This window comes from Microbacterium aurantiacum (assembly GCF_040532595.1).
GTDB lineage: Bacteria > Actinomycetota > Actinomycetes > Actinomycetales > Microbacteriaceae > Microbacterium > Microbacterium chocolatum_B.
In genome coordinates, this window is the sequence record NZ_JBEVYX010000001.1 from 2549652 (window position 1) to 2572352 (window position 22701).

The window sequence follows — 22701 nt, forward strand, 5'->3', positions numbered from 1 at the left end:
CGGTCAGGTCCGCCCTGGTACGCTGGCTCCGGTCGCTCCGGCGGCCGCTCAATTCCATATGAGCTCACGGAGCAGGCCGGCAGGAAGCTGGTCCCCTGTGGTGGTCTCCTCGTCGCACGCGCGCCGGGTGGATTTCTACTGGTGGCCAGCGCTGGCGAGTACGCGGGGGACACCTGCGCGCCGAGATCTGCCTGTTCCTGCTCCTTCGCACGATCTCGCGCGCGAAACGCGTGCGCGAGTCTAAACAAAGAAGGAGGGACCTCTTGGAAGGTCCGGAAATCACTTTCGCCGAAGCCGTCCTCGACAACGGACGTTTCGGAACCCGCACGGTCCGGTTCGAGACCGGTCGCCTCGCGCAGCAGGCGCAGGGAGCCGTCGCGGCCTACATCGACGAAGAGACGATGCTGCTGTCGGCCACGAGCGCGGGCAAGCACCCGCGGGAGGGCTTCGACTTCTTCCCGCTGACCGTCGACGTCGAGGAGCGTTCGTACGCCGCGGGCAAGATCCCCGGCTCGTTCTTCCGCCGTGAGGGGCGCCCGTCCACCGAGGCGATCCTCGTCTGCCGTCTGATCGACCGTCCGCTGCGCCCCTCGTTCGTCGAGGGCCTGCGCAACGAGGTCCAGATCGTCGTGACGGTGCTCTCCATCGCGCCCGGCGAGTTCTACGACGCCCTCGCCATCAACGCGGCGTCGCTGTCGACCCAGATCTCGGGGCTGCCGTTCTCCGGCCCCATCGCCGGTGTCCGCCTCGCGCTCATCCCGGGTCAGGGCGGCACCGAGGATCAGTGGATCGCATTCCCCAAGGCCGAGCAGCTCGAGGATGCCGTGTTCGACCTGATCGTCGCCGGTCGTGTGCTGCCCGACGGCGAGGTGGCCATCATGATGGTCGAGGCCGAGGCCACCGAGCACAGCTGGAACCTCATCAAGGCCGGCGCGACCAAGCCCAGCGAAGAGGTCGTCGCGCAGGGACTCGAGGCCGCGAAGCCCTTCATCAAGCAGCTGGTGGAAGCCCAGAACACGGTCGCGAGCGCCGCGGCGAAGGAGATCAAGGAGTTCCCGGTCTTCCTTCCCTACTCGCAGCAGACCTACGACTTCGTCGCCCACCGCGCGTACGACGCGCTGGTGCCGGTGTACCAGATCGCCGACAAGGTCGAGCGTCAGAACGCCGACGACGAGATCAAGGAGCGCGTCAAGGCCGAGCTCCTCGCCGCCGTCGAGTCCGGTGAGCTGCCCGCGGTGGCGACCCTCGAGTTCGCTGCCGCCTACAAGTCGGTGACGAAGACCATCGTCCGGGGTCGCATCCTCGCCGAGGGCGTCCGCATGGACGGCCGCGGCCTCGCCGACATCCGTCCGCTGGATGCCGAGGTCCAGGTGATCCCGCGCGTGCACGGTTCGGCGATCTTCCAGCGCGGCGAGACCCAGATCCTCGGGGTCACGACGCTGAACATGCTGAAGATGGAGCAGCAGATCGACTCGCTGTCGCCCACGACCAGCAAGCGCTACATGCACCACTACAACTTCCCGCCGTACTCGACCGGCGAGACCGGTCGCGTGGGCAGCCCCAAGCGTCGCGAGATCGGGCACGGCTTCCTCGCCGAGCGCGCACTCGTGCCGGTGCTGCCCAGCCGCGAGGAGTTCCCCTACGCGATCCGTCAGGTCTCCGAGGCCCTCGGGTCGAACGGCTCGACCTCGATGGGGTCGGTCTGCGCGTCGACCCTGTCGCTGCTGAACGCGGGCGTGCCGCTGCGCGCCCCCGTCGCGGGCATCGCGATGGGTCTGGTCACCGACGAGGTCGACGGGCAGACGCGGTACGCCGCGCTCACCGACATCCTCGGCGCGGAGGACGCCCTGGGCGACATGGACTTCAAGGTCGCCGGAACCAGCGAGTTCGTCACGGCGATCCAGCTGGACACGAAGCTCGACGGCATCCCCTCGAGTGTCCTCGCGGCCGCCCTCACGCAGGCCAAGGACGCCCGTATGACGATCCTCGACGTCCTCACCGCCGCGATCGACGGGCCGGACGAGATGGCACCGACCGCGCCCCGCGTGATCAGCGTGCAGATCCCCGTCGACAAGATCGGCGAGCTGATCGGCCCCAAGGGCAAGACGATCAACGCGATCCAGGACGAGACGGGCGCGCAGATCTCGATCGAAGAGGACGGCACCGTCTACATCGGCGCGACCGACGGCCCGGCTGCTGAGGCGGCACGCGCGCAGGTCAACGCCATCGCCAACCCGACCAACCCCGAGGTCGGCGAGCAGTTCCTGGGCACCGTGGTGAAGATCGCGACCTTCGGGGCCTTCATCTCGCTCCTGCCGGGCAAGGACGGTCTGCTGCACGTCAGCGAGGTCCGCAAGCTGGCCGGCGGCAAGCGCGTCGAGAACGTCGAAGACGTCCTCGGCGTCGGTCAGAAGCTCCTCGTGCGCATCACGAAGATCGACGACCGCGGCAAGCTCTCGCTGGAGCCCGTGGTCGAAGAGGCCGCCGCGGACGCCGCAGAGGCGCCCGCCGAAGCCTGATCCTCCGCACGCACGACGCCCGTCCCGCCGCTCGCGGGGCGGGCGTCGTGCGTGCGGTCGTGACCCAACCGTTATGCGATGTTCACGGACTGTCTGCCGCAATGGCCGCCGATGTCGCACGTCTGGCCTACTCTCGAAGAACGCGCCGGGGGGCTGCGGACACGGTCGCTGCGCACCTGTCGCAGCTCGTCGTGAGGGGGTGGCAGGTGGTGCACACGCAGTCGCACACGCCCACCGAGCACGCGGTGCGCCAGCCTGTCGACCAGGGGATCGCCCACCCGTCCGCGCCGATCCCCGTGCAGGGCCCTCCCGTGGGCTCCGCGGTCCGCGTCGGTCTCGGCGAGAGCGGACTGTCTGTCTTCCCACTCGTCCTCGGAGGAGCGGAGTTCGGCTGGAACGTCGACCTCGAGTCCAGCCATGAGATCCTCGACGCCTACCTCCTGCGGGGCGGCAACGCCGTGCACACGTCGGACGCGTACTCCGCCGGGCGCAGCGAGCACATCATCGGTCAGTGGCTGCGCTCTCGCGGCGTCCGGGACGACATCGTCCTCACGGTCAAAGTCGGAGGGCACCCCGACAATCCCGGTCTCGGACCGGTGAGTCTCGTCCGTGCCGTCGAGGCGTCGCTCGCGCGCCTGGAGACGGATCGGATCGACGTGCTCACCCTGGACGCCGTGACCGACTCCGCGACGGCGCTCGAGGACACACTGGCCACGGTCGAGTGGCTGGTGGAGTCGGGGAAGGTCCGCACCGTGGGCGCCGCCGGCTACACCGCCGCCCAGCTGGTCGAAGCGCGCATCCTCTCCTCGGCGGGATACCCCCGCCTGACCGTCCTGGACGTGCCCTTCAACGTGCTCCGCCGTCACGAGTTCGACGCGGACCTCCGGCTCGTCGCCGGCGCGCAGGGGATGGCGGTGACCCCGAGCCATGCGCTCGAGCACGGCTTCCTCTCGGGTCGGCATCGCTCCCGGGTGCGTACCGGGCTGTCGGTGCGCGGTGCGCAGATGGCGGCGCACCTGAACCGGCGCGGGTCGCGGACGCTCCGTGCTCTCGATGAGGTCGGGGTCGAGCTCGGCGTGCCCGATGCAGCGGTCGCGGTGGCGTGGCTGCTCGCCCAGCGCCTCGTGACGGCGCCGATCGTGAACGCGTACGCGCCGTCTCACGTCGAAGAGCTGGTGCAGGGTGTGGGAGTGCGTCTCAGCCGCGCCCAGCTGGCCGAGATCGCGCGGGCCTCGCAGTAGAGCGGGGTGGGCGTGCAGCATCCGCGCCCTCTGACATAGGGTGGAAGACGTGCCCCCGGGCACCGGATCCCCGACGAAGTGAGCAGCGTGACGCACTACATCTACCTCGTGCGGCACGGCGAACACCAGGACGCCGAGCACGGACTCATCGACGGACCCCTCTCCCCGCGCGGTCGCCGGCAGGCGTCCCTCCTCGCCGACCGCCTGTCCGGCGTGCCGTTCGACGCCGTGTGGCACTCTCCGCTCATGCGCGCCAGTCAGACGGCGGACGCCGTCGCCGAGCGCATGCCGTCGGTGTCTCCGCAGCCGTCCGCTCTGCTGTTCGACTGCATCCCGACGGGGATGACCCCGGAGACCCCGTCGGTGTTCGAGCCGTTCTTCGGCTCCATCACCGAGGCGGAGGTCGAGGCGGGGCGCGCCCAGATGGACGACGCGGTCAGCGCGTTCCTCGTCCGCCGGACCGAGGACGTGCACGAGCTCCTCATCACCCACAACTTCGTCATCGCGTGGTTCGTGCGCGAGGTGCTGCAAGCGCCGGAGTGGCGGTGGATGACCCTGAACCAGGCGCACTGCGGACTGACGGTGCTCGCCCAGAAGCAGGGGCGGCCGTGGACCGTGCTCTCGCACAACGACACCGCTCACCTCCCGGTGGAGATGCGGACCGGGCTCCCCGAGCCGTACGCATTCTGAGCCGCGCCTAGGATGGAGCCCATGACGACGCGCGTGGCCATCGTGGGCGGCACCGGCAAACTCGGACGCATCATCCGCGATGTCCTCGAGGCGGAGGCGGACTACGAGATCTGCGCGGTGCTGACCTCCCGGTCCTCGCTGGACGACCTCGCCGGCGCCGATCTGGTCGTCGACGCGTCGGTGCCGGCCGTGTCCATCGACGTCGTGCGTGCGTCGGCCGAACGGGGGATCGACGTCATCGTCGGCACGTCCGGATGGTCGGCCGAGCGGATCGCCCTCGTCCGCCCCGCGATCCAGGCCTCGGGGATCGGGGTGCTCTTCGTCCCGAACTTCTCCCTCGGCTCCGTCCTCGGCTCGGCGCTGGCCGCCGCCGCTGCTCCCTTCTTCCCATCGGTGGAGATCGTCGAAGCCCATCGCGAGACGAAGATCGACTCGCCGAGCGGAACCGCGGTGCGCACGGCGGAGCTCATCGCGGCCGCGCGTCGCGAGGTCGGTCCGGTGGTCGCGCCGCACGTCGATCAGCGAGCCCGCGGTCAGCGGGTCGCGAGCGTCCCGGTGCATTCGCTCCGGCGGCCGGGCGTGGTCGCGCGTCAGGAGACGATCCTCTCCGGTCCCGGGGAAGCCCTCTCGATCGTCCACGACACCGTCGAGCCCGCCGAGGCGTACGGGCCCGGCATCCGGCTCGCACTGAGCGCCATCCGCGACCTGCGGGGAGTGACGGTCGGCCTCGACAGCCTCATCGACATCGGCATCCGTCGCCCTGCCGCCGACGATGCCGGCGACGGCGGCGTGGACGACGGCGGCGCCCCCGGGCAGGTCGCCCGAGCCACCGGAGCATGAGCGCCCGCATCGGCGTGGCCGTCATGGCCGTGGCCCTCGGTCTCTACATCGTCCTCGTCGGTCAGCGGGCGGTGATCTTCCTCGCATCGGGCGACCCCGTCGGCATCGCGATGGGCATCGCCCTCGTCGTGCTTCCGCTTCTGGCGGTATGGGCACTGGGTCGCGAACTCTGGTTCGGCGTGCGGGCGGAGCGGCTCGGCCGTGCCCTGGAGGACGAAGACGGCCTCCCCGACGCCACCGTCGCCGTTCGGCCGAGCGGCCGCATCGTACGCAGCGAGGGGGAGGAGCTGTTCCCGCAGTTCCGCGACGACGTCACCGCGCATCCGGACGACTGGCGCGCCTGGTATCGCCTCGGTCTGGCGTACGACGCGGCCGGCGATCGCCGCCGCGCCCGCGAGGCCGTCCGCGCGGCGATCCGCCTCGAACGGGGCAGTCGCCGCGCCTGATCGGACTGGATCGTGGACTCGGCATCCCACGAGCGGGGGAGGCCGGATACATCTCCGGAAGGATGTCGCTCGAGACATGTCCCGGCTATCGTGGCGCGAGTACGGTACGCGCTCACACGGAAAGTCTCTCGCTCATGCAGATATCACGCGTTCACCCGGTGGCCGGAGCCGCTGCCCTCCTTCTCGTCCTGACCGGCTGCACCGCCGCATCCGACGATGCCGACGCGACGGCGGAGTCGCCGCTCGGCGAGTACCTGTCGGCGCTGTGGGGCGGAGACCTCAGCGAGGAGGAGCAGGCGGCCGCCTACGAGGAGGAGAACCGGGAGCGGGAGGAGCTGATGGCGACCTGCATGAAGGAGCAGGGCTTCGACTACGCACCCAACGTCTCCACCGGTACGTCGTTCTCCTCGGGGGAGGAATGGCAGCCCGACGAGCGCGAATGGGTGGCGCAGTACGGGTACGGCATGGTGCGGTGGCCCGGCATGGACGACCAGCCTGACATGGAGGAGGTCTACGAAGACCCCAACCAGGAGTACGTCGCCTCGCTCACCCCCTCGGAACAGACCGCGTTCTACGAGGCCCTGCACGGTCCGCCGGTCCCCGAGGAGGAGCTGAACGAGGACGGTTCCTACGAATGGAGCTGGGAGACCTCCGGCTGCTACGGCTGGGCGCAGAACGAGTTGGACGGCGACAATCCGATCATGTCGGAGGAGTTCGCGCCGCTCATGGAGGAGATCAACCAGTTCTACACCGATCTGGATTCTGCGTCCGGCATGGCCGACGTCGACGCCGAGTGGGCTGCGTGCATGGCGGATGCCGGCCACGGCGGGTTCGCGCGCCAGAGCGAAGCCCTGACCAGCATCAGCGACGAGCTGAACACCTACTACGAGAGCCAGACGGAGTGGATCGAGGATGACCCGGCGCTCGACGAGATCGCCGACCGCGAGGTCGAACTCGCTCTCGTCGACCTCGACTGCCGGGAGAGCACCGACTATCGGGAGCGCCGTCAGGACGTCGTGGTCGCCCTGGAGGAGCAGTTCATCGCCGATCACCAGGCGGAGCTGGATGCGTTGAAGGCCGCGGCGGAGCAGCGTTCCTGATGCGGACCCGACGCCGGCCGCAGACGGGTGCGGGCCGATGACCGACCGAGACGGGGCCGACGACATGGTCGCCCCGACGCCCGAGGAGGGCCGACCGACCGCGGGCGAGGAGGTGGGCGACCTGCTGAGCGAACCCGCGGATGACGCGCCGGGAGACCAGAGCGCCGAGCGGTCCGGCTGGAGCAGGGTCCTCCGATCGAATCGACCGCTGTGGATCGTCGCCGCCGCCGCCGTCGTCGCCCTCGTCGCGGGGCTCCTCATCGGGCGCTTCGTGGTCCCCGCGGACGCCACAGCGGCGGACGCCCCCGCACCCGGGCTCGTCACCGTGCCGGTGGAGTTCGGCGTGCTCAGCAACGACGTGACCATCCGGGGCGACGTGGGGTACGCGGACGCGGTCGAGGTCACGATCGACACCGCGTCCCTCGGCGGTCCTGCGGTGGTCACCGGCGCGGTTCCCGAGGTGGGGACGGAGCTGGAGGCGCTCTCGGTGGCGCTCGCCGTGGCGGGCCGACCCGTCATCGTCCTGCCGGGCGAGCTTCCCGCGTACCGGACCCTCGTGTTCGGGATGTCGGGTCCGGACGTGGCGCAGTTCAAGGCGGCGATGGCGTCGGTGGGCATCGACGCCGGCGATCCGGCGTCGGACGTGTTCGACGGGGCCGCCGCCGCGGCGGTGACCGAGCTGTACGCACGAGTCGGGTATCCCGCTCCACCTCTCCCGGAGGGTGCCCAGGAGGGGCGCGAAGCCGCGCAGGATGCCGTGGCGGCGAGCGAGCAGTCCCTCGCCGCCGCTGAAGCAGAGCTGGCTCGCGCGTCGTCCGGCCCGAGCGCGGTGGACGTCCGGCAGGCGGACAACGCCGTGTCCAGCGCCCACCGGGCGCTGGACACGGCGCGGGCGGCGCGACCGTCGCCGCCCGAGGACACTCCCGCGGCGGTCGCTCAGTGGCAGGCATCCGTCGGTGACGCCGAGGACGCGCTGGCACTCGCGCAGCTGCAGCGGGAGCAGTTGGGGGCGGGCACCGACGTCTCGGCCCAGCGCGCCGCCGTCGATGCCGCCCGCGGACAGCTCGCCGACGCGCGGGCGGCTCTGGAGCGCGCGCAGCAGGCCGCGCTGCCGACGCTCCCCTCGGGCGAGGTCCTGTACCTCACCGATCTCCCGCGCCGGGTGGACGCGGTCAATGTCGCGCGCGGGCAGGTTCTCCAGGGCGCGGCGATGATCGTGTCGGGCGCCTCCACCACGATCGTGGGCGGGGTGGCCAGCGCGGACGCGTCGCTCCTGAGCGTCGGCGACGTGGCCACCTTCGACCTGCCGGACGGCGGCCTTCACGAAGCCGAGATCACCGCGCTCACCCCGGGCGCGGACGCGGGTGCCCGCTGGACGGTCACGCTGGAGCCTGCGCCGCTGGACGCGGAACAGGCGGCTCAGGTGCAGGGCCGCAACGTCCGCGTGACCATCCCGGTGGGTGCGACGAGCGGGGATGTGCTGTTCGTCCCGATCGTGGCGCTCACCGCGGGTCCGGGCGGGGAGTCGCGGGTCGAGATCGTCGACGGAGACCCGCGGGACGGAGAGGACGCCGACACGCGGCTGGTCGTGGTGGAGCCGGGGCTGGCTGCCGGCGGACAGGTGGAGGTGACAGCGACGGAGGGCGAGCTGAGCGAAGGCGATCTCGTCGTGGTGGGCCGATGAGTCTCATCGAACTGCGCGACGTCACCCGGTCCTTCCCGGGGGTTCCGGAGGTCCAGGCGCTCAAGGCGGTGAATCTCACGGTCGAGGCGGGGGATTACGTCTCGATCGTGGGCCCGAGCGGTTCGGGGAAGTCGACGATGCTGAACCTGCTCGGACTGCTCGATCGTCCCACAGTGGGGGAGTACCGCATCGACGGGGTGGTGACCGGGATCCTCGACGACGACGAGCGTGCCCGCGTGCGGGCGCAGTGGATCGGTTTCGTTTTCCAGGCGTTCCACCTCATGCCCCGGCGGACGGTGCTGGAGAACGTGATGATGCCCATGCTCTACAGCGGCGTCCCGCGCGCCGAGCGCGAGGGGCGGGCGCGGGCGGTGCTCGACCGTGTCGGCCTCGGGCATCGCGTCGGGTTCCGTCCGCCGACCCTGTCCGGGGGTGAGCGTCAGCGGGTGGCGGTCGCCCGCGCGGTGGTCAGCACTCCCCGGATCCTTCTCGCCGACGAGCCCACCGGCAACCTCGACGAAGCCACGAGCGCCGAGGTGATGGAGCTCTTCGACGACCTTCGGGCCGATGGGCTGACACTGGTGGTGATCACGCACGACCTCGCCGTGGCGGAGCGGGCCGAGCGGCGCGTGCGCATCTCCGACGGCCGGATCTCGGAGCTCGCGTGATGCGCCTCCCCCGCTTCCGGCGGGCGCCGATCACGGATGCCGCACCCGAGGGCGTACTGGTGGCACCGGTCGCCCGTGGCGACCGGTTCACCGTGCAGGACCTCGTCGTCGAGGCCACCGCGGACATCGGATCGCGGCCGGCACGGCTGATCATGACCCTCGTCGGCACGGTTCTGGGAGTGGGCGCACTCGTGGCGACCATCGGCTTCTCTCAGACGGCGGCCACGCAGATCCAACGGCAGTTCGACGCCGTGCGCGGCACCCAGGTCGTGGTGGCACCCGGCAGTGCGCAGTCCCAGTCCGGAGACGCGGTGGCCACGGCCCGTCTGCCCTGGGACTCCGCCGAGCGCGTGGAACGCCTCGTCGGGGTCGAGGCGGCCACGACGATCGCCGAACTGGCGATCGACGCCGAAGAAGCGATCACCGCCGTCCCCGTGAACGACCCTGCCGCACCGGCGGTCGCCTCGCCGCGGCTCGTGGCGGCGGGGCCGGCGCTTCTGGACGTCCTCGGAGGCGAGCTCGTCACCGGTCGCATGTTCGACGGCGGCCACGAGGCGCGCGGGGATCGGGTCCTCGTGCTCGGCGAGCGTGCCGCCGAGCGCCTGGGCGTGAATCGAGTCGACAGTCAGCCCTCCGTGTTCATCGGCGACACCGCCTACGCCGTGATGGGCATCTACACCGGGCTGCAGTCCCGTGGCGAGCTGTCCGATGCCGTGGTGATGCCCGTCGGGACCGCCCGAGCGGAGCGCGCCCTGGCGGCACCCGGCGATCTCCAGGTCCGCATCCTTCCGGGCGCCGGTGCCCAGGTCGGCGCGCAGGCGGCGCTGGCCCTGCTGCCGGATGCGCCTGAACGCCTGGAGGTGTCTGCCCCGAGCGCGGGATCTGAACTGGGGTCGAACGTCCAAGCCGATGTCAACGTCATCTTCCTGATCCTGGGCGGCATCGTCCTGCTCGCGGGGGCACTCGGCATCGCCAACGTCACGATGCTGAACGTCTCCGAACGGGTGCCGGAGATCGGCCTCCGCCGAGCGCTCGGTGCGACCCGGCGCCAGATCGGCGCGCAGTTCGTCCTCGAGTCCGTGGTCATCGGGCTGCTGGGTGGACTGGTCGGAGCGGCGCTCGCCGTCCTCGGCATCGTCGCGTTCGCGCTGGCGCAGCAGTGGACGCCCGTGGTCGACGGCCTCGTCGCGGTGGGTGGCATCCTGCTGGGCGCGCTCGTGGGCCTCGGAGCGGGCTGGTTCCCGGCCCGACGGGCTTCGTCGATCGAACCCGTGTCGGCCCTCCGGGGCGGGACCTGACACCTTCCCCTCACGGGACTTGTCGTCTAAACTACCGTTGGGAGCGCTCCCATGAGTGCCCACGACCCCGCGCTCGCCATCGAAGGAGATCCGATGAGCACGACCTCGCGACGGCGTGCAGGACTCCTGCTCGCCGGCATCCTCCTCCTCAGCGGATGTACGGCGGCCACACAAACGCAGGACCGGCCGGTCTCGCCCATCGATGAATATCTGCTCGCGGGGGAGGGCACGGCGATGAGCGCGCAGGAGCGGCGCGAGGCGGGGGACGCCCGGCTTCTGGCGAGAGAAGAGGTCATCGCCGAGTGCATGAAGGAGCAGGGGTTCGACTACATTCCGGCGCCGCCCACGCCGCTCGGGTTCGATTTCAACACCTGGGGTTCTCCCGAGCTCGACGACCCCGACTGGATCGATCGCTGGGGCTACGGGATCGTGGACGGGCCCGACCAGGTGCAGGTCACGATCCCCGACGATCCGAACGAGGCGATCGTCGAGGGGCTCACCGACTCCGAGCGCACCGCGTACTACGAAGCGCTCGTCGGGTCACCGGACGCCTACGACGCGGACGGCCTGTACGACCCAAGTCAGGGTGGATGCCTCGGTGAGGCGGAGATCGCCGATGCGGCCGACGACCCCCTGAGAGGTGATCGCTTCCGGGCCCTCAACGACGCCGTTCTGGCGTTCTACGCCGAACTCAACGAGCAGCAGGACATCGTCGCTCTGAACGCGCGCTGGGCCGCGTGCATGGCGGACGAGGGGGAGGACGGCTTCGCCTCGCCGCTCGACCCGATCTCCGAGATCAACGTCGCCCTCCAGGAGCTGGTGAGCGAGGGCGGAGAGACGGCGTGGGACAATCCGGAGATCGAACGCCTCCGCGAGCGCGAGACCGCTCTGGCCCACGTGGACGCGCGCTGCCGGGAGGCGGTCGACTATCGCGCCGCCGAGGAAAAGGTGAGGTTCGAGGCCGAGGAGCGATTCGTGGCCGACAACCGCGCGGAGCTCGAGGCCTACCGCGCCGCCGCCGAGGGAGCCGGTTCCTGATCAGGCGAGCGCGGCGGCGACTGCGTCCTCCACGGTGGGATGGCTGAAGCGATAGCCGGAATCCGTCAGGACCGCAGGGGCGACATCCGCATCGCAGGTCAGGAGCGCCTCGGTGGCGTCTGCGCCGAGCCCCAGACGCAGCGCCCACTCCGGTGCGCGGAGGACGAAGGGTCGATTCATCCGGACCGCGAGGGCGAAGCCGAGGTCGTTGGCGGTCGCCCGTGTCGGGCCCGTCAGGTTGACGGGTCCGCTCAGCTGTGTGTCGAGGACATGGAGGATCGCGCCGATCTCGTCGTCCAGCGAGATCCAGGGCCACGTCTGCGTCCCCCGCCCGATCGGGCCGCCCAGCCCGAAGCGGGTGAGCAGCATGAGCGGCTTCAGCACGCCGTCCCGATGGACCACGGGGGCGGTGCGCAGGAGCGCCACCCGCGCACGCGATCCCGCGCCGAGAGCAGCGGACTCCCACTCTCCGCAGACATCGGCGAGGAAGGTCTCTCCGCGGGGCGATGATTCGTCGAGCCTGGTGTCGGGGGCCGACCCGTAGTAGCCGACGGCGGACGCGCTGACGAACGCGGGCGCGTCGTCGCCGAGGGTCTTCACCGCGCGCGCGATGGCGCGGGTCGGGGTGACGCGGGAGAACAGCAGTGTGTTCTTGTAGCGGGGCGTCCAGGGGAACCGCCCGATGCTGGCACCGTTGAGTCCGACAACGGCATCGGCGCCCGCGAGGACGTCCGGGTCCAGGGAATCGTCATCGAGGAGCCACGGCACCTCGTCCGGCCCGGTCGCCGCACGACGCACAAGCGACGTCACCCGCACGCCGCGCGCGACGAGGGCGGCGCGGAGGGCCCCCCCGATCAGGCCCGACGCTCCGGCCACCACCACGTGGGCGAGCGGGCGATCCTCAGGCAAGCGTCGCCTCGAGCGTGATCTCGATGCCGGCCAGTGCCTGCGACACCGGGCATCCGGTCTTGGCCTCTCCGGCGATGCGGTCGAAGTCCTCCGCCGACAGCCCCGGGACGACGGCGTTGACGTTCAGGTGGCTCCCCGAGATGCCGGTGCCCGGCACGAAGGTGACCGACGCGGTGGTCTCGATCGACTCCGGGGGTGTTCCGTTCTGGCCGAGGGCGTGGGAGAGGGCCATGGAGAAGCAGGAGGCGTGCGCCGCGGCGATCAGCTCCTCGGGGGTGGTGACGGAGGTGGACCCCTCGCTGCGCGCCTTCCAGTTGACCGGGTAGGCGCCCAGCCCGGAGGAGACGAAGGAGACCTCGCCGGAGCCCTCGGCGAGCGTGCCCTTCCAGGACGTGGTGGCTTCGCTGGTGACGGTCATGACGACCTCCCTGTCCTCTGCGCCCGCGGATCGGGCGTCGTGCGGTCAGCCTAACGGCGCGGTCGCCCCGGCGGGCGGGGTTGCGCATCGGGCCGGAATCAGGAAGGTCGGGGGTGTGACCGTCCAACGAGGCCGGCGCGCTGCAGGATCAGGTACATCCGGCATCCCAGGCACAGCCCGAAGACGGCGTTGAGGAATGCGGCGACGAATGCGGCCGTGGCGGCGACGGTGAGGCCCCAGGGGACTCCTGCGATCTGGAGGGCCAGGCCGATCACGCTCACGAACAGTCCGACGCCCTGCGCGAATCGCGGCGGACGGGGATCCTCGCGTTCGAGCGGCGGTGCCAGGCGCGGGGCGATCGCCGTGCGGAAGAGCACACCCCAGGGAGCGGTGCGCGGGGAGACCACCCCCCAGAGGAAGAGGACGGCGATGACTCCGAGGAGCAGGAACGCCGGGTCCTGCATCCGCTCGGGCACGCTCGCGGCGGACAGCGCCGCCGACGAGGCGAGCCCGGTCAGCGCGAGGAAGATATCCACCAGCAGCAGAAGCGAGGTGATCCCCGCCGCGACGCGGGGGCCCCGCGGGTCGAGGCCGCGGGCGGGAGTGGTGTCAGGCACGGGTGGTCGCTCCGGTGAGGCGGGTGAGTTCGAGGTCGAGGACCTCGCGGCCGGGCACTCCGCCGAGGCGCGTGCGGATCACGCCGTCGCGGTCGAGCACCAGGGTCGTGGGCGTCTGCAGGACGTGGAAGTGGCGTGCGATGTCGGGGCGGTGGGTGAGATCGACATCGAGGTGGAGGACACCGGGGTGCGCCGCCGCGGTCTGCGCGAGCATGCGATGGACCCCCGGACAACGAGCGCACATCTCCGTGGAGAACTGGAGGAGGGTGGCGGATTCGCCCAGTGCGTCGGCGCCGAGCCGGCGCGGGTCGACGACCTCGTGCGACACATCGCGGCGGACGCGCTGCGGACGCCGTCGAAGGTAGGCGCCCAGACCCGCCGTCGCCGCGACGAGGCCGATGAGGCCGATGATCGCAGGGAAGATGTCCACGACAGGAGATCGTAACCCGGCGGAAGAGGGTGGGGGCGTCTGTGGCGTCGAATGACGGCGGGGTATCGTGACCGGTGTGACCACGCCGATCCCGACCCCGTACGAAGACCTCCTGCGCGACGTCCTGGACAACGGCACCCATAAGGACGATCGGACCGGAACCGGTACGACCAGCGTCTTCGGGCGACAGATCCGCTTCGACCTCTCCCAGGGATTCCCCCTCATCACCACCAAGCGCGTGCACTTCCGCTCGATCGCGTACGAGCTGCTGTGGTTCCTGCGCGGAGAGTCCAACGTCCGCTGGCTGCAGGATGCCGGCGTGACGATCTGGGACGAGTGGGCGGAGACCGACGGCGAGCTGGGACCGGTCTACGGCGTCCAGTGGCGCTCGTGGCCCGCCCGCGACGGGGGCTCGATCGACCAGATCGCCGACGTCGTCGAGCAGATCCGTCTGAACCCGGATTCGCGCCGCCTCGTGGTGTCGGCATGGAATCCGGCCGACATCCCGGACATGGCGCTGGCTCCGTGCCACGCCCTCTTCCAGTTCGCGGTCGCGGACGGGAAGCTGTCGTGCCAGCTCTACCAGCGCAGCGCCGACATGTTCCTGGGTGTCCCCTTCAACATCGCCTCCTACGCCCTGCTCACGATGATGATCGCCCAGCAGACCGATCTCGAGCTGGGGGATTTCGTGTGGACCGGTGGCGACTGCCACGTCTACGACAACCATCGCGAGCAGGTGCGCGAGCAGCTGAGCCGCGAGCCCTATCCGCTGCCGACGCTGCGGCTGGACCGGCGGCCCGACTCCATCTTCGACTACCGGTACGAGGACTTCGTGCTCGAGGACTACCGGCATCACCCGGCGATCCGCGCAGCGGTGGCGGTGTGAGCGAGCCGGGCGCGCTCGGACCTCGACTCGGCCTCATCTGGGCGGAGGCCCGCGACCGGATCATCGGCGACGGCGGCGGGATGCCGTGGCACGTACCCGAAGACCTCGCGCGCTTCCGGCGGCTGACCGCCGGGCATCCGGTGATCATGGGGCGGCGAACGTGGGAATCGTTCCCGGACCGCTTCCGCCCCCTCCCCGCGCGGACGAACATCGTCCTGACCCGGGACCGGCGGTTCTCCGCGGATGGCGCGACGGTGGTCTCCTCGATGGACGCCGCGCTCGCCGCCGCCGCGACCGCGCCGGGATCGGAGCTCGTCTGGATCATCGGCGGGGGCCAGCTGTACAGCGAGGCGATCTCCCGGGCCGACCTGCTCGAAGTGACCGAGCTCGATCTCTCCGTCGACGGAGACACCCGCGCGCCGGCGCGGACCGGATGGGTGCCGGTCGCGGCCGACCCCGCCACCGGCTGGCACAGTTCTGCGGGCGGTGTCCGCCATCGTTTCGTGACCCTCCACCGGGAGGCCTGAGATGCCCACGGCTGTGATCACCGGCGCGAGCTCGGGCATCGGCGTCGAGTACGCCCGTCAGTTGGCCGCCCGCGGCGCCGATGTGGTGCTGGTCGCTCGCGACCGCGCCGCGCTCGACGCGCTGGCGCACGAGATCCGATCCCGGCACGGGGTCCATGTCGAGGTGCTGGCGGCCGACCTCCTCGACGCCGGAGAGCGCGCGGCGGTCGAGACACGTCTGCGATCGGCCGCGCAGCCGGTGGAGGTGCTCGTCAACAACGCCGGCTTCGGACTGCCGCTGGACTTCGAGCGGAACGACATAGAGGCGGAGGCGGCGCACCTTGCGCTGCACGTGGAGGTGCCCATGCGGCTCATGCATGCCGCCCTCGAGGGCATGTGCGCGCGCGGATCCGGTCGGATCCTCAACATCGCGTCCGTCGCCGCGTTCATCCCCCGCTCGACCTACGGAGCGGCCAAGGGGTGGATCGTCAGCTTCAGTCGCTGGGCGAACGCGCGCTACGCCCCGCGCGGGGTGACCGTCACGGCCGTCTGTCCCGGATTCACGCACACCGACTTCCACCGCCGGATGGGGCTCGAGGCAGGGTCCGAGGGAGTGCCGGCTGGTCTCTGGTTGAACGCGGCGTTCGTCGTGCGGGCCTCGTTGCGCGATGCCGCCCGGGGGCGGCCGGTCAGCATCCCGTCTCTGCGCTACCGCCTTCTGGTGGCGCTGACCCGGGTCGTCCCGTCGACGCTCGCGGCGCGCGTGGGCGAGAGCGGCCGCTGAGGCGGACGTGCGGGTCGGACGAACCCCGATACCCTGAGACCATGACGCATTCGGGCAACCCCTTCGGACAGGTGCTCGTCGCGCTGGTCACCCCGATGACCGCGGACGGCGAGGTCGACTGGCCCGCGGTGGAGAAGCACATCGACGACGTCATCGGCGCGGGTGCCGACGGCATCGTCGTCACAGGCACCACCGGAGAGACCTCCACCCTGACGGATGCCGAGAAGCTACGTCTCGTCGAGGTGGGCAAGTCGGTCTCGTCCGGCCGCGCCGCGATCATCACCGGCGGCGGATCGAACGAGACCGCGCACGCGATCGAGCTCTACAAGGCGAGCGAGCGCGCAGGTGCCGACGGCATCATGATCGTCACGCCGTACTACAACAAGCCGACCCAGGCGGGGATCCTGACGCACTTCCGGCTCGTCGCGGATGCGACGGATCTCCCGGTGATCCTCTACGACATCCCGGGCCGCACCGGGGTGCCGATCCGGTACGAGACGATTCTGCGGCTCGCCAAGCACCCGAACATCCTCGCGATCAAGGACGCCAAGGGGGACTTCAGCGAGGTCAGCCGCGTGCTGAACCAGACCGACCTGATGTACTTCTCCGGCGACGACGCCAACGTGCTTCCGCACCTCGCGATCGGGGCGAGCGGACTCATCGGGGTGACGGCGAACATCGCTCCTCAGCCGTACCGCGAGATCGTCGACGCGGTCAACCGCGGTGACCTCCACGCGGCGACCGCCGCGCATCGCGGACTCGAGCCCCTGGTGCGCGCCGTGATGACCCACGTCCCCGGCACCGTCTCGGCCAAGTACATCCTCCACGGCCTCGGTCGCATCGGCAGCCCTCGGGTGCGCCTGCCCCTGGTCGGCCCCGAGGAATGGGAGGCAGCCGTCATCGAGGACGAGCTCGCCCTCGTCCGCGAGGTCCCCGGGGTCGACTTCTCGAACTTCCGTCCCGATCGCAACGCCGCCGCCGGCGGCGCCCTCCCCAGGGTGTCGGGCACCACCAGATGAGAGCCTTCGCGCCGGCGGGCGCGGAGTGAACGAGGGGATGCCGCGGCATCCCGAGGAGGCGAACGCATGCCCACCACTGTCTACGACCCGCCCGCACTCCCCGAAGGCACCCTGCGGGTGTTCCCGCTCGGCGGTCTCGGCGAGGTCGGCCGGAACATGACCGTTTTCGAGTACGCCGGAAAGCTGCTGATCATCGACTGCGGCGTGCTCTTCCCCGAGGAGCACCAGCCGGGCGTGGATCTGATCCTGCCGGACTTCGAGCCCATCCGGAGCCGGCTGGACGACGTCGTCGGCGTCGTCCTCACCCACGGACACGAGGACCACATCGGCGCCGTCCCGTATCTGCTGAAGATCAAGAACGACATCCCCATCGTCGGCTCCGGCCTCACCCTCGCCCTGACCGAGGCGAAGCTGAAGGAGCATCGCGTCCGGCCCTACAGCCTCACCGTGCGCGAGGGGCAGGTCGAGCAGCTGGGGCCGTTCGAGCTCGAGTTCATCGCGGTCAACCATTCGATCCCCGACGCGCTCGCCGTGGCCGTGCGCACGCCTGCGGGTATGGTCCTCGCGACCGGAGACTTCAAGATGGACCAGCTGCCGCTCGACGGCCGGCTGACCGACCTGCGCGCCTTCTCCCGGCTCGGAGAGGAAGGGGTTGACCTCTTCCTCGTCGACTCGACCAACGCCGACGTGCCGGGATTCACCCCGCTCGAGCGCGAGATCGGTCCGGTCCTCGAGCAAGTCATCGCACGCGCACCGCGTCGTGTCATCGTGGCCAGCTTCTCCAGTCACGTCCACCGGGTGCAGCAGGTTCTGGACGCCGCCCACGCCCACGGTCGGCGCGTGGCGCTGCTCGGACGCAGCATGGTGCGCAACATGGGGATCGCCGCCGACCTCGGCTACCTCACCGTGCCCGAGGGAGTGCTGATCGACTACAAGAAGGCCCGGGACCTTCCCGACGATCGGATCGTCTACATGTCCACCGGTTCGCAGGGCGAGCCGATGGCCGTGCTGTCGCGGATGGCGAATCTCGACCACGAGATCGAGCCCGGCCCGGGTGACACCGTGATCCTCGCCTCCAGCCAGATCCCCGGTAACGAGAACGCCATCTACCGCGTGATCGACGGGCTCACCAAGCTCGGGGCGAACGTCGTGCACAAGGGCAACGCCAAGGTGCACGTCTCGGGACATGCGGCGGCGGGAGAGCTGCTCTACTGCTACAACATCCTGAAGCCGCGCAACGTCCTCCCCGTTCACGGCGAGTACCGGCACCTGATGGCCAACGCCCGGCTCGCCCAGGACACCGGCATCCCCGCGGACCGGACGATCCTCGCCGAGAACGGCACGGTCGTCGACCTGAAGGACGGGCGGGCGCAGGTGGTGGGTCAGCTCGACATCGGGTACGTCTACGTCGACGGCTCCACCGTGGGCGAGATCACGGACGCGGACCTGAAGGATCGTCGCATCCTCGGGGAAGAGGGGTTCATCTCGGTCATCGTGGTCGTGGACGCCGCCACGGGCAAGGTCGTCTCGGGCCCGGAGATCCACGCGCGGGGCTTCGCGGAGGACGACGCGGTCTTCAACGGCGTCAAGCCGAAGATCGCCGCGGCACTGGCCGAGGCCGCGCAGTCGGGTGTGCGCGACACGCACGCGCTCTCCCAGGTCGTGCGCCGCACCATCGGGCGCTGGGTCAACCAGAGCCTCCGGCGCAGGCCCATGATCGTGCCCCTCGTGATCGAGGCCTGATCCCCTAAGATCCCGGGCATGGCCGCCCGCTTCCGCATCCGCCCCGCCGCGCAGTCCGACGGCGGCTTCCTGGGCGACATGGTGGTGGAGGCGGCGAACTGGCGCGGCGGACGGGCGCGACCGCGTCACGAGGTCATGTCCTCGCCCGAGCACAGCCGGTACCTGATCGGATGGATGCGGCCGGGCGATACGGGCTTCGTCGCGGAGGACCTGCACGGTGATCCCGTCGGGGCGGCCTGGTACCGGATGCTGCCGCGGAGCGAGCCGGGATTCGGCTGGGTCGGCACGGGCGTCCCGGAGCTCATCATCGGGGTCCGTCCCATCTGGCGCGCGCACGGTGTCGGACGCGCGCTCCTGCAGCGTCTGTGCGAGAGCGCCCGCGCGCAGGGATACGCGCGGCTGAGTCTCAGCGTCGAGCGGGACAACTTCGCCGTCACCCTGTATCGGAGCGAGGGCTTCGCGGTCACCCAGAGCGGTCTCGGCCGGGACACGATGGTCAAGCGACTGCGCTGAGCCCGGCGAAGCGCCGCGTGGTTGCCCGACGTTGCCGGCGAGGGCGCTTACCGTGGGGGGATGCCCAAGAGCTCCGCCGCGCCCACGAGAGGACGCGCCTCCTCCCGCTCCTCGTCCTCGCGCGCCCCGAAGCCCGAGCCGGCGCCGAAGCGCTACGTCGACGATGTCGACCGCCCGCCCGTCGCGGTGCGAGTCTGGCTCGGGGTCGCCCATGCGGTCGGCGGTCTCTTCCGGGCCTTCGGGCCCGAGACGCTGGAGAAGGAGCAGCGCCGCGACGGCTTCCCGCTGCTCCTGGTGCTGCTCGCCGTCCTCGGCGCCGCGGTCGAGTGGTTCCTCATCGGCACCGAGGCCGCGCGGCTCATCAGCGCCTACTCGGTCGGCGCCCTCGTCGGGCGCGAGGCCTTCATCCTGCCGGTCCTGCTGCTTCTGCTCGCGGGCTGGATGTTCCGGCATCCCTCCTCGGTGCACGACAACGGTCGCATCGGGATCGGATTCGGACTGTTCGTCCTCGCCGTCGCGGGCTTCTGTCACGTCGCCGGTGCCCGCCCGCAGCCGAGCGCGGGCCTCCCCGCCCTCAGTGAGGCCGGTGGTCTCTTCGGGTGGATGATCGCCGAGCCCCTCGCGCTCGTCCTCACGGACGTGGGCGCCTACATCGTGCTGGGAATCCTTGCGACGCTGAGCCTCCTCATCATCACCAAGACCCCGCCCAACCGCATCGGCCGGCGCCTGGGGGAGCTGTACGCGTGGATGTTCGGCGCGGACCCGGAGGAAGCGGCGGAGGACCGCCGCGCGAAGCGGCAGCCGACCGACGATGAGACGGACGAGGACGCCGATCCCGGTCTGCCGTGGTGGCGTCGCAACCGCACAGGGCGCGAGAAGGATCCGGACGACGGCCTCGGCACCCACGACCTCACGGCGCTGCTGAACCCCGGCGGTGGCGAGGGCGGGTTCGAACAGGCCATCACGCCGCCGGTGCCGCCCCTTCCGGTCGCCCCCGCCGACGCGGTCACCGAGGTGATCGACCCGAACGTGCTGGCCGGCGCCTCCCGGGCGGCCGAGCGCTCGGCGACGGGACTGCGCGACGACGACGCGTCGGACTCCGGGCGCGACGCCGAGCTTCCCGGCCTCGACGGCATCGCGACGCAGGACGAACCGGTCGGCGGCGCGTCCTACCGCCTCCCCTCGGTGGTCGCACTCGCCGCGGGCACGCCCCACAAGGCGCGCTCCGAGGCGAACGACGCCGTCGTCCGGGCCATCACGAACGTCTTCGATCAGTTCCAGGTCGACGCGCGCGTCACCGGCTTCTCGCGCGGGCCGACCGTCACCCAGTACGAGATCGAGGTCGGTCCCGGGGTCAAGGTGGAGCGCATCACTGCGCTGACGAACAACATCGCCTACGCGGTGGCCTCCAACGAGGTCCGCATCCTCGCCCCGATCCCGGGCAAGAGCGCGATCGGCGTCGAGATCCCGAACTCCGACCGCGAGATCGTCACCCTCGGCGACGTCCTCCGGTCCCAGGCGGCAGCGCAGTCCACGCATCCCATGACCATCGGCGTGGGAAAGGACGTCGGCGGCGGCTACGTCGTTGCCAACCTCGCGAAGATGCCCCACCTCCTCGTCGCGGGCTCCACCGGATCCGGCAAGTCGAGCTTCGTCAACTCGATGATCACGAGCCTGCTCATGCGCGCGAAGCCCGCCGACGTGCGCATGGTGCTCATCGATCCGAAGCGCGTGGAGCTGACCTCGTACGCCGGTGTCCCGCACCTCATCACGCCCATCATCACGAACCCCAAGAAGGCCGCGGAGGCGCTGCAGTGGGTCGTCAAGGAGATGGACATGCGGTACGACGACCTCGCGTCGTTCGGGTTCCGTCACATCGACGACTTCAACAAGGCGGTGGTCGCAGGCGAGGTGAACGTCCCGCCGGGGAGCGAGCGGGTCCTGAAGCCCTACCCGTACCTCCTGGTGGTGGTCGATGAGCTCGCCGACCTCATGATGGTCGCGCCGCGCGACGTGGAGGACTCCATCGTCCGCATCACCCAGCTCGCCCGCGCGAGCGGCATCCACCTGGTCCTCGCCACCCAGCGTCCCTCGGTCGACGTCGTCACCGGGCTCATCAAGGCGAACGTGCCCTCGCGGCTCGCGTTCGCGGTGACCAGCGTCACGGACTCGCGCGTCATCCTGGATCAGCCCGGCGCCGACCGCCTGATCGGACAGGGCGACGGCCTCTTCCTGCCGATGGGCACCTCCAAGGCGCTGCGCGTCCAGGGCGCGTGGGTGAGCGAGAAGGAGATCGAGACGGTCGTCGCCCACGTCACGGCCCAGGCTCGGCCGGAGTACCGGTCGGACGTCCAGGCGGCGGCGGAGAAGAAGGAGATCGACGCCGACATCGGCGACGACCTCGAGCTGCTCCTCGCTGCGGCGGAGCTCGTGGTGTCCACGCAGTTCGGTTCGACCTCGATGCTGCAGCGGAAGCTCCGCGTCGGGTTCGCCAAGGCCGGTCGCCTCATGGACCTGCTGGAGTCGCGCGAGATCGTCGGGCCGTCCGAGGGGTCCAAGGCCCGCGACGTGCTCGTGACCGGTGAGCAGCTCCCCGCCGTCCTCGCGCGCCTGCGCGGCGACGACGTCCCCGACGGTGCCGACGCCGACCCGTACGGCGCCGACGCGGTCGACGCCCAGTTCGACGGCGTGCCCGTCGTCGACGGCGACGAGGGCTCGGAGGACGCCTGGGGTCTCACGGGCAGGGACTGAACCGCACGCAGCGTGGACGATAGGCTCGGCGCGTGACCATTCCCCGTCAGCTGCCGAACGCGATCACCGTCGTGCGGATTCTGTGCGCACCGGTGTTCCTGTGGATGCTGCTGGCCGACGGCGGCGACGCCGGGCCGCTGCGCTGGTGGGCCGCGGCGCTGTTCATCGTCGCGATCGCCACGGACGGTCTGGACGGCTACCTCGCGCGACGGTACGAGATCGTCACCGACCTCGGAAAGCTCCTCGACCCGATCGCCGACAAGGTGCTGACGGGCTTCGCGTTCGTCGGCCTCTCGATCCTGGCGGAGCTTCCGTGGTGGATCACCGTGGTGGTGCTCGTCCGTGAGATCGGCATCACGATCTACCGATTCGTCGTCGTCAGCGATCACGTCCTCGCCGCCGCCTGGATGGGGAAGCTGAAGACGATGGCGCAGGCGCTGGCCCTGTCCCTCGCACTGCTGCCGCTGTGGACGATCGTGGGCGAATGGATCTTCTGGCTCAACGGCGTCGCGATGGCGGCGGCCGTCATCCTCACCATCGCCAGCGGCATCGACTACGTCGTCACCGAGGTGCGTGGGGCGCGTCGGCGCGCCCGCTGATC

The 22701-nt window shown here is 70.6% G+C and carries 22 protein-coding genes; 18 read left to right on the top strand and 4 right to left on the bottom strand.

Annotation, left to right across the window (positions count from 1 at the left end; all coding sequences use genetic code 11):
- Positions 1–263: 263 nt before the first annotated feature.
- From ABXJ56_RS11880 to ABXJ56_RS11925, 10 genes are all read left to right on the top strand, one after another.
- Positions 264–2519: a polyribonucleotide nucleotidyltransferase gene (locus tag ABXJ56_RS11880; RefSeq protein ID WP_353999862.1), complete on the top strand. Its 2256-nt coding sequence runs from the start codon at positions 264–266 to the stop codon at positions 2517–2519.
- Between the two features lie 101 nt (positions 2520–2620).
- Complete coding sequence (locus tag ABXJ56_RS11885) at positions 2621–3760, top strand: aldo/keto reductase (RefSeq protein ID WP_353999863.1); 1140 nt, start codon at positions 2621–2623, stop codon at positions 3758–3760.
- A gap of 87 nt (positions 3761–3847) precedes the next feature.
- Positions 3848–4450: a histidine phosphatase family protein gene (locus tag ABXJ56_RS11890; protein ID WP_353999864.1), complete on the top strand. Its 603-nt coding sequence runs from the start codon at positions 3848–3850 to the stop codon at positions 4448–4450.
- Positions 4451–4471: 21 nt separating this feature from the next.
- Positions 4472–5290 carry a 4-hydroxy-tetrahydrodipicolinate reductase gene (locus ABXJ56_RS11895; protein WP_353999865.1) on the top strand — a complete coding sequence of 273 codons (819 nt, stop codon included), beginning with the start codon at positions 4472–4474 and terminating at the stop codon, positions 5288–5290.
- Entirely contained in the window at positions 5287–5736 is a 450-nt protein-coding gene (locus tag ABXJ56_RS11900) for a hypothetical protein (protein WP_353999866.1), read from the top strand. Before ABXJ56_RS11895 ends, ABXJ56_RS11900 begins: the two co-directional genes overlap by 4 nt.
- Positions 5737–5870: 134 nt before the next feature.
- Positions 5871–6836: a hypothetical protein gene (locus ABXJ56_RS11905; RefSeq protein ID WP_353999867.1), complete on the top strand. Its 966-nt coding sequence runs from the start codon at positions 5871–5873 to the stop codon at positions 6834–6836.
- A gap of 37 nt (positions 6837–6873) precedes the next feature.
- Entirely contained in the window at positions 6874–8520 is a 1647-nt protein-coding gene (locus ABXJ56_RS11910; RefSeq protein WP_353999868.1) for a hypothetical protein, read from the top strand.
- The gene (locus ABXJ56_RS11915) at positions 8517–9188 is read left to right on the top strand and encodes an ABC transporter ATP-binding protein (RefSeq protein WP_353999869.1); all 672 of its coding nucleotides are present in this window, start codon (positions 8517–8519) and stop codon (positions 9186–9188) included. Before ABXJ56_RS11910 ends, ABXJ56_RS11915 begins: the two co-directional genes overlap by 4 nt.
- Positions 9188–10486, top strand: a complete 1299-nt coding sequence (locus ABXJ56_RS11920) for an ABC transporter permease (protein WP_353999870.1) — start codon at positions 9188–9190, stop codon at positions 10484–10486. The genes ABXJ56_RS11915 and ABXJ56_RS11920 overlap by 1 nt, the downstream gene beginning before the upstream one ends.
- A gap of 51 nt (positions 10487–10537) precedes the next feature.
- Positions 10538–11524 (top strand): hypothetical protein, encoded by a 987-nt coding sequence (locus tag ABXJ56_RS11925; RefSeq protein ID WP_353999871.1) that lies wholly within the window; start codon positions 10538–10540, stop codon positions 11522–11524.
- Here ABXJ56_RS11925 and ABXJ56_RS11930 read toward each other — a convergent pair whose 3' ends face one another.
- The 4 genes from ABXJ56_RS11930 to ABXJ56_RS11945 form a co-directional block, all read right to left on the bottom strand.
- Positions 11525–12433 (bottom strand): TIGR01777 family oxidoreductase, encoded by a 909-nt coding sequence (locus ABXJ56_RS11930; RefSeq protein WP_353999872.1) that lies wholly within the window; start codon positions 12431–12433, stop codon positions 11525–11527.
- Positions 12426–12851 carry an OsmC family protein gene (locus ABXJ56_RS11935; RefSeq protein WP_353999873.1) on the bottom strand — a complete coding sequence of 142 codons (426 nt, stop codon included), beginning with the start codon at positions 12849–12851 and terminating at the stop codon, positions 12426–12428. Before ABXJ56_RS11935 ends, ABXJ56_RS11930 begins: the two co-directional genes overlap by 8 nt.
- Before the next feature lie 98 nt (positions 12852–12949).
- Positions 12950–13468, bottom strand: a complete 519-nt coding sequence (locus ABXJ56_RS11940) for a DUF4395 domain-containing protein (protein ID WP_353999874.1) — start codon at positions 13466–13468, stop codon at positions 12950–12952.
- Positions 13461–13898 (bottom strand): TlpA family protein disulfide reductase, encoded by a 438-nt coding sequence (locus ABXJ56_RS11945; RefSeq protein ID WP_353999875.1) that lies wholly within the window; start codon positions 13896–13898, stop codon positions 13461–13463. Before ABXJ56_RS11945 ends, ABXJ56_RS11940 begins: the two co-directional genes overlap by 8 nt.
- Positions 13899–13974: 76 nt before the next feature.
- Between ABXJ56_RS11945 and ABXJ56_RS11950 the strand changes: the two genes are divergently transcribed.
- From ABXJ56_RS11950 to pgsA, 8 genes are all read left to right on the top strand, one after another.
- Positions 13975–14784: a thymidylate synthase gene (locus tag ABXJ56_RS11950; protein WP_353999876.1), complete on the top strand. Its 810-nt coding sequence runs from the start codon at positions 13975–13977 to the stop codon at positions 14782–14784.
- A complete protein-coding gene (locus ABXJ56_RS11955; RefSeq protein ID WP_353999877.1) occupies positions 14781–15311 on the top strand; it encodes a dihydrofolate reductase in 531 nt (176 codons plus the stop codon). Before ABXJ56_RS11950 ends, ABXJ56_RS11955 begins: the two co-directional genes overlap by 4 nt.
- A 1-nt stretch (position 15312) precedes the next feature.
- Positions 15313–16074 carry an SDR family NAD(P)-dependent oxidoreductase gene (locus ABXJ56_RS11960; protein WP_353999878.1) on the top strand — a complete coding sequence of 254 codons (762 nt, stop codon included), beginning with the start codon at positions 15313–15315 and terminating at the stop codon, positions 16072–16074.
- Between the two features lie 41 nt (positions 16075–16115).
- On the top strand, positions 16116–17093 hold the full coding sequence (gene dapA, locus ABXJ56_RS11965) for a 4-hydroxy-tetrahydrodipicolinate synthase (RefSeq protein WP_353999879.1): 978 nt from the start codon (positions 16116–16118) through the stop codon (positions 17091–17093).
- A 66-nt stretch (positions 17094–17159) separates the two neighbouring features.
- Positions 17160–18836, top strand: a complete 1677-nt coding sequence (locus ABXJ56_RS11970; protein WP_353999880.1) for a ribonuclease J — start codon at positions 17160–17162, stop codon at positions 18834–18836.
- Between the two features lie 18 nt (positions 18837–18854).
- Entirely contained in the window at positions 18855–19349 is a 495-nt protein-coding gene (locus ABXJ56_RS11975) for a GNAT family N-acetyltransferase (RefSeq protein ID WP_353999881.1), read from the top strand.
- A gap of 60 nt (positions 19350–19409) precedes the next feature.
- Complete coding sequence (locus ABXJ56_RS11980; RefSeq protein WP_353999882.1) at positions 19410–22100, top strand: FtsK/SpoIIIE family DNA translocase; 2691 nt, start codon at positions 19410–19412, stop codon at positions 22098–22100.
- 32 nt (positions 22101–22132) lie between these two features.
- Positions 22133–22699, top strand: coding sequence for a CDP-diacylglycerol--glycerol-3-phosphate 3-phosphatidyltransferase (gene pgsA, locus ABXJ56_RS11985; protein WP_353999883.1), 567 nt, complete (start codon positions 22133–22135; stop codon positions 22697–22699).
- The last annotated feature ends 2 nt before the right edge of the window (positions 22700–22701 follow it).

Bases quoted from the DNA above. Each gene is read 5' to 3' on its own strand.
- ABXJ56_RS11905 (WP_353999867.1), top strand. From the start codon at position 5,871: ATGCAGATATCACGCGTTCACCCGGTGGCCGGAGCCGCTGCCCTCCTT.
- dapA (WP_353999879.1), top strand. From the start codon at position 16,116: ATGACGCATTCGGGCAACCCCTTCGGACAGGTGCTCGTCGCGCTGGTC.
- ABXJ56_RS11910 (WP_353999868.1), top strand. From the start codon at position 6,874: ATGACCGACCGAGACGGGGCCGACGACATGGTCGCCCCGACGCCCGAG.
- ABXJ56_RS11895 (WP_353999865.1), top strand. From the start codon at position 4,472: ATGACGACGCGCGTGGCCATCGTGGGCGGCACCGGCAAACTCGGACGC.
- ABXJ56_RS11975 (WP_353999881.1), top strand. From the start codon at position 18,855: ATGGCCGCCCGCTTCCGCATCCGCCCCGCCGCGCAGTCCGACGGCGGC.
- ABXJ56_RS11900 (WP_353999866.1), top strand. From the start codon at position 5,287: ATGAGCGCCCGCATCGGCGTGGCCGTCATGGCCGTGGCCCTCGGTCTC.
- ABXJ56_RS11915 (WP_353999869.1), top strand. From the start codon at position 8,517: ATGAGTCTCATCGAACTGCGCGACGTCACCCGGTCCTTCCCGGGGGTT.
- ABXJ56_RS11960 (WP_353999878.1), top strand. From the start codon at position 15,313: ATGCCCACGGCTGTGATCACCGGCGCGAGCTCGGGCATCGGCGTCGAG.
- ABXJ56_RS11920 (WP_353999870.1), top strand. From the start codon at position 9,188: ATGCGCCTCCCCCGCTTCCGGCGGGCGCCGATCACGGATGCCGCACCC.
- ABXJ56_RS11970 (WP_353999880.1), top strand. From the start codon at position 17,160: ATGCCCACCACTGTCTACGACCCGCCCGCACTCCCCGAAGGCACCCTG.
- ABXJ56_RS11925 (WP_353999871.1), top strand. From the start codon at position 10,538: ATGAGTGCCCACGACCCCGCGCTCGCCATCGAAGGAGATCCGATGAGC.
- ABXJ56_RS11980 (WP_353999882.1), top strand. From the start codon at position 19,410: ATGCCCAAGAGCTCCGCCGCGCCCACGAGAGGACGCGCCTCCTCCCGC.
- ABXJ56_RS11935 (WP_353999873.1), bottom strand. From the start codon at position 12,851: ATGACCGTCACCAGCGAAGCCACCACGTCCTGGAAGGGCACGCTCGCC.
- ABXJ56_RS11885 (WP_353999863.1), top strand. From the start codon at position 2,621: ATGGCCGCCGATGTCGCACGTCTGGCCTACTCTCGAAGAACGCGCCGG.